6 protein-coding genes and 2 tRNA genes are annotated in these 4,780 nt (G+C 61.3%); 3 read left to right on the forward strand and 5 right to left on the reverse strand.

Going from position 1 to position 4,780, the window contains the following annotated elements; genetic code table 11:
- Positions 1 to 255: hypothetical protein (locus ADADOO_RS04985; RefSeq protein ID WP_511275532.1), on the forward strand; the 255-nt coding region annotated here is incomplete at its 5' end.
- A gap of 66 nt (positions 256 to 321) precedes the next feature.
- Complete coding sequence (locus ADADOO_RS04990) at positions 322 to 1,674, forward strand: DEAD/DEAH box helicase (protein ID WP_511275534.1); 1,353 nt, start codon at positions 322 to 324, stop codon at positions 1,672 to 1,674.
- A 30-nt stretch (positions 1,675 to 1,704) separates the two neighbouring features.
- Here the strand turns inward: ADADOO_RS04990 and ADADOO_RS04995 are convergent, their stop codons facing one another.
- The 4 genes from ADADOO_RS04995 to ADADOO_RS05010 form a co-directional block, all read right to left on the reverse strand.
- Positions 1,705 to 2,127 carry a hypothetical protein gene (locus tag ADADOO_RS04995; RefSeq protein ID WP_511275535.1) on the reverse strand — a complete coding sequence of 141 codons (423 nt, stop codon included), beginning with the start codon at positions 2,125 to 2,127 and terminating at the stop codon, positions 1,705 to 1,707.
- Positions 2,128 to 2,419: 292 nt separating this feature from the next.
- Positions 2,420 to 3,574, reverse strand: a complete 1,155-nt coding sequence (locus tag ADADOO_RS05000) for a GGDEF domain-containing protein (protein WP_511275537.1) — start codon at positions 3,572 to 3,574, stop codon at positions 2,420 to 2,422.
- Positions 3,575 to 3,838: 264 nt separating this feature from the next.
- Positions 3,839 to 3,915, reverse strand: a tRNA-Arg gene (locus tag ADADOO_RS05005).
- 61 nt (positions 3,916 to 3,976) lie between these two features.
- A tRNA-Arg gene (locus ADADOO_RS05010) sits at positions 3,977 to 4,053 on the reverse strand.
- Between the two features lie 66 nt (positions 4,054 to 4,119).
- Here ADADOO_RS05010 and ADADOO_RS05015 point away from each other — a divergent pair.
- Positions 4,120 to 4,386, forward strand: a complete 267-nt coding sequence (locus tag ADADOO_RS05015; RefSeq protein WP_511275539.1) for a biotin/lipoyl-containing protein — start codon at positions 4,120 to 4,122, stop codon at positions 4,384 to 4,386.
- A 36-nt stretch (positions 4,387 to 4,422) separates the two neighbouring features.
- On the opposite strand, the gene ADADOO_RS05020 is transcribed toward ADADOO_RS05015, so the two are convergent.
- On the reverse strand, positions 4,423 to 4,764 hold the full coding sequence (locus tag ADADOO_RS05020; RefSeq protein ID WP_511275541.1) for a BON domain-containing protein: 342 nt from the start codon (positions 4,762 to 4,764) through the stop codon (positions 4,423 to 4,425).
- Positions 4,765 to 4,780: the final 16 nt, after the last annotated feature.

Genomic DNA, 4,780 nt, shown 5'->3' on the forward strand with positions numbered 1-4,780 from the left:
TTGTTTCCCCAAAATACCGCGCTTCTCCACCAGCGTTTATCTCGCGCGGCTTTACCCGACCGTTTCGGCCAGGGTGCCGTCCTCGACCGCAAGGAACAGCGCAAGCTCGACCAGGCCAAGGGCCTCATCCCCTTCGCCGTCAAGATCGATGCCCAACTGGCCGAACAACTGCGCACGCTGGCTGAAACCAGCGAAGGCGGCATCAATGAAGTGGTCGACATGCTGCTGCGCAAAGGCCTCGCTGCCGGCGTCTAAACGCTCGCTACACGGGCGGGTTAAACTCGCCCCTTCATTGCCCATTTTCTTTCCCCCTCCCCGCCCATGACTTTCTCCGCCCTCGGCCTCGCCGAAACGCTGCTCCAATCGCTTGAAACGCTCGGCTACAAGACGCCGACGCCGATCCAGGAGCAAGCCATTCCCGCCATTCTCGAAGGGCGCGACGTGATGGCCGCGGCCCAGACCGGCACCGGCAAGACCGCCGGCTTCGCGCTGCCCATCCTGCACAGCCTGGCCACCGATGGCATCAAGGTCGGCAGCAATTCCGTGCGCGCCCTCGTCCTGGTGCCGACGCGCGAACTGGCCGAACAGGTCCACGCCAGCTTCCGCCAGTACGGTGAACACAGCGGCGTCAGCACCTACGCGGCCTACGGCGGCGTCAGCATCAACCCGCAGATGATGCGCCTGCGCCGTGGCGTCGATGTCCTCGTCGCCACCCCCGGCCGCCTGCTCGACCTGTACAGCCAGAACGCCCTCAAGCTCAACAAGGTGCAAGTGCTCGTCCTCGACGAAGCCGACCGTATGCTCGACCTCGGCTTCTCGACCGAACTCGACGCCGTTTTCGCCGCCCTGCCCAAAAAGCGGCAAACCCTGCTCTTCTCCGCCACCTTCTCCGAAGTCATCCGCAGCCTGGCCAAAGCCCGCCTGCGCAATCCGCTGACCATCGAAATCAGCCCGCCCAACAGCACCGTCAAGGCCGTCAAACAGTGGATGGTGCCGGTCGACAAGAAACGCAAGACCGAGCTCTTCCTGTTCATGCGCAAGGACAGGAAATGGGGCCAGGTGCTGGTTTTCGTCAAGACCAAGCGCGGCGCCGACGAACTGGTCAGCATCCTGCACGCCAAGCGCATCAAGGCCGACGCCATCCACGGTGACAAGCCGCAAGCGGCCCGCCTGCGTGCGCTGGAAAGCTTCAAGGCCGGCGAGGTGCAGATCCTCGTCGCCACCGACGTCGCCGCCCGCGGCCTGGACATCGACGACCTGCCGCAAGTCGTCAATTTCGACCTGCCCATCGTCGCCGAAGACTACATCCACCGCATCGGCCGCACCGGCCGCGCCGGCGCCACCGGCGAAGCCATCTCGCTGGTCTGCGCCGACGAAGCCCCGATGCTCGCCGCCATCGAAATACTGCTCAAGCAAACGCTCAGCCGCGAAGAAGAACCTGGCTTCGAACCCGACCACCGCATTCCGCTGACCGGCGCCGCCGCAATCGCGGCGAAGAAGATCAAGAAACCGAAGGTCGCCGGGGGCCGGGGCGGCAAAGGCACGCCGAGCAACTGGGTCGGCTTCGACGACGCGCCCAAACGCCCCGGCGCGCGGCCAGCAGCCCGTCCGGGCGGAATACCACGGTCAACCGGAAAAACCGGCCAAAAACAGAATCGCTCCGGCAGCCGCTGAACGAGAAATCAAGGCCGGGGAGCCTCCCGGTCAACGCTTTTCGGGCACCTCGATGAAGTGCTTCTTCAGCCAGTCGCGGTCGAGTTCCCAGCTCACATCCTTGATGCCGGGCTGGGCCAACACAATTGCCCGCGCCTCGGACTGCACCTCGCCCAGCAACTGCTCGGCCGCGATGAAAGCCGGACCGTTCGGGTTCTTGGTGTCGATCTCCGGATAGAGAACAGCCAGCGCCTTGAAGGCCGGAACGTCAACGTTGCGCGGCGTGCTGACCAGCGCCGTCGCGCCATTGACCTTGATGACCCGGAACTTGTACGGGTAATTCTTCAGCTTCGGGCTGGCCTGCGCCTCGATGGCGCGGGTCAATTCGCGCGACCGCGAATCCGGCGCCTGGATGTACCAGTCAAGCCCGGCCAGCAACACCAGAATAACGATTACCCAGTAAGTTTTTTTCAACTCGATTCTCTCCTTCAGGACAGCGAAAGCGACATGGCCAGGCTGGCGCCACTGCTTGACGACCAGCAAGCGCAAAATATTAGCAGTCGCTAATGGCCGATAGGCGTTTTCCAGGCAATCTGCGCCTTGAATCCGGACCACCCAGAGGCGACTCCACGGTCAACCAGAAAAAACGCCCAAAAATGAAATGGCTTTGCCGGCCCCTGAACCAGAAATCCCGGGCTGAAATGAAAAATGGCGCTCCAACAGAAGCGCCATTTTGATATTCAACCAACTCCCCGCCCATACGCCATCAACTCAGGGCTGCTTCCACGTTTAGGTCGGAAACCACCCGGTTGCGCCCCGCCGCCTTGGCCAGATAAAGCGCCTCGTCAGCGCATTGCAGCAAGTGTTCAATATCGTAGCCATCGCTCGCCACGCCGATACTCACCGTGTTGCCAACCTCGACACCACCACTGCGTATCGGTGTCGCCGCATAGGCCTTGCACAAGCGTTCAGCCAACTCCGTGGCTTCGGCCAGCGAGGTATCCGGCAAGAGTATGGCGAACTCCTCGCCGCCCATCCGCCCGCACACATCCGATTTGCGCAGGCTGCGCCGCAACTGATCGGCCAGCCCGCACAACACGGCGTCACCGACGGCATGACCATACTGGTCGTTGATCTGCTTGAAATAATCGGCGTCGATCATCGCAATGCTCAACGGCAACTTGTTCCGCTCGCAATAGTTGGCCAGCGTCTGCCCGCGATCAAAGAAAGCACGGCGGTTGTCCAGCCCGGTCAGATCATCCGTATGCGCCATCAACTCGGCTTTCTGCTTGGCCGCCGACAACCGGTGGGTCAAGGCGAAATTTTCACCCTGCGCCCGCGACCAAACCGTACTGGCCCGCACCAACAGGCCCATATACAGCAAGGCGGCGAGGCCCAGGCTGAGCTTCATCGGCTGCCCGCTGAGCAGGAACAAGCCTATCGTCGGCAGCAAAATCGTGCCCATCGCCCCGACCACCATGTAGCGCCGGGCCGAATAATGCGAGAAAGCCCCCGCCGCCATGCCGAGCAGAAACATGAACTCGATGAGCTGATGAACCAGAGCGCTTTCGCTGCTGATCCACAGGACACCAAGCCCCCACAACGATGTGGTGATGAACAGCGTGACAGCGTAACTGCGCTCCCACTCCAGAATCTGCAGCCCTTCCGGCCGACGGCGACGATGCTGCCAGAACAGGGTCCAGCGCATAACCCCACCAGCGCAGATGACTGCCAGCCAGCCAATCAGCAACTCGTGCCGAACCCCATCCCAAAGCATCTGACACAGCACCACGGCCACAACGACACTCAGGAAAATGGCCGGAAACGATTGCTGGTAAAGCAGATGCAACTGATCCGCCCGGACGCGCACAGCCAGATCAAGGTCTTCGTCTTGCGGAGAGGGGGCGTACAACTTCTTCATGGGGTCACGACTATGCGGCGGCACCCGGGTCTAGTCAAGCGACGGGGCTAGTGCTTGCAGGGGTTTAAGCCCGCCGGAAACAGCCAAGGCTCTCTCACCAGATACTTGTCTTTCAGGCGGAGATCTTGCGCAGTACGGGGACTGAAGATCCCGTTTGACCGCAGCAAAAAAGCCGGGGCGGTGGCACACATTTGCCACGGCGGCGCCAGAAAGCAAAAAGGCCAATCAAAGATTGGCCTAAACGCTTGATATTTCAGAGTTGTTTGGTGCGCCCGGAGCGATTCGAACGCCCGACCCCTTGGTTCGTAGCCAAGTACTCTATCCAGCTGAGCTACGGGCGCACACTTAAACTGCTTTTTGCTGCGTTGCCAATTTTTTTCAACCTTCGGCGGGTTGTTCTGCTGGTGCGCCCGGAGCGATTCGAACGCCCGACCCCTTGGTTCGTAGCCAAGTACTCTATCCAGCTGAGCTACGGGCGCACTGTCAGAGCGGCGCATTATACGGGCATTGCCGTAGAATGCAAGGTTTCCGCCGAAAAAAAGCGTATGTCTTTCTCCTTCGTTCGTATGCCGAAATACCCCGAGTGCTGGTCGAGTTGCGGCTCGTGCGCGAGCGGTAACATCTTCATTCTGGAGCTGTTGGTGAAGGTGGGCGACCGGGTGGAGCGCGACGACAACATTCTGACGCTGGAAACCGGCAAAGTGGCGCTGGATATTCCCAGCCCGCAGGCGGGCCGGGTGGTTCAAATCCACGTTACAGAGGGCGATACAGTCGCCGAAGGCGCGCTACTGGTGACTCTGGAATCAGATTGAATAGCGCCTTCAAGAGGCCGGAGCCGCTCTCTTCTCTCACTTTGGGAGATCGACCTCCATGGCGTTGCGCACTTCACGCACACCGCGCACGCCGCTGGCCAGATCGAGCGCCCGGCGCAGCGCATGTTCGTCGGGCACCGAGCCGCCAACGGTAACGACGGCGGATTTGGCAAGGATGCGGAACTGCGAACCAGCCAGGCCGATGTCGGCGCGTAGCAAGGTTTCGACCTTGTTGCCGAGCGCCGCGTCCTGTGCTTCAGTGTTGGCCACCATCGCGACCAACACTTGCGGGTCGTCGGTGGCGAAGGCGGAAAGGCCGAGCCCGGCAAAGGTGGCGGTGCCGGTCAAGCAGGCGACCATGAGATGACGTTTGAACATGGCTATTCCCTTTTAT

The organism is Azonexus sp., from assembly GCF_036170495.1.
GTDB lineage: Bacteria > Pseudomonadota > Gammaproteobacteria > Burkholderiales > Rhodocyclaceae > Azonexus.

Excerpts from the sequence above, each read along its gene's own strand:
- ADADOO_RS04990 (WP_511275534.1), top strand. The coding sequence starts at position 322 with ATGACTTTCTCCGCCCTCGGCCTCGCCGAAACGCTGCTCCAATCGCTT.
- ADADOO_RS05000 (WP_511275537.1), bottom strand. The coding sequence starts at position 3,574 with ATGAAGAAGTTGTACGCCCCCTCTCCGCAAGACGAAGACCTTGATCTG.
- ADADOO_RS05015 (WP_511275539.1), top strand. The coding sequence starts at position 4,120 with ATGTCTTTCTCCTTCGTTCGTATGCCGAAATACCCCGAGTGCTGGTCG.
- ADADOO_RS05020 (WP_511275541.1), bottom strand. The coding sequence starts at position 4,764 with ATGTTCAAACGTCATCTCATGGTCGCCTGCTTGACCGGCACCGCCACC.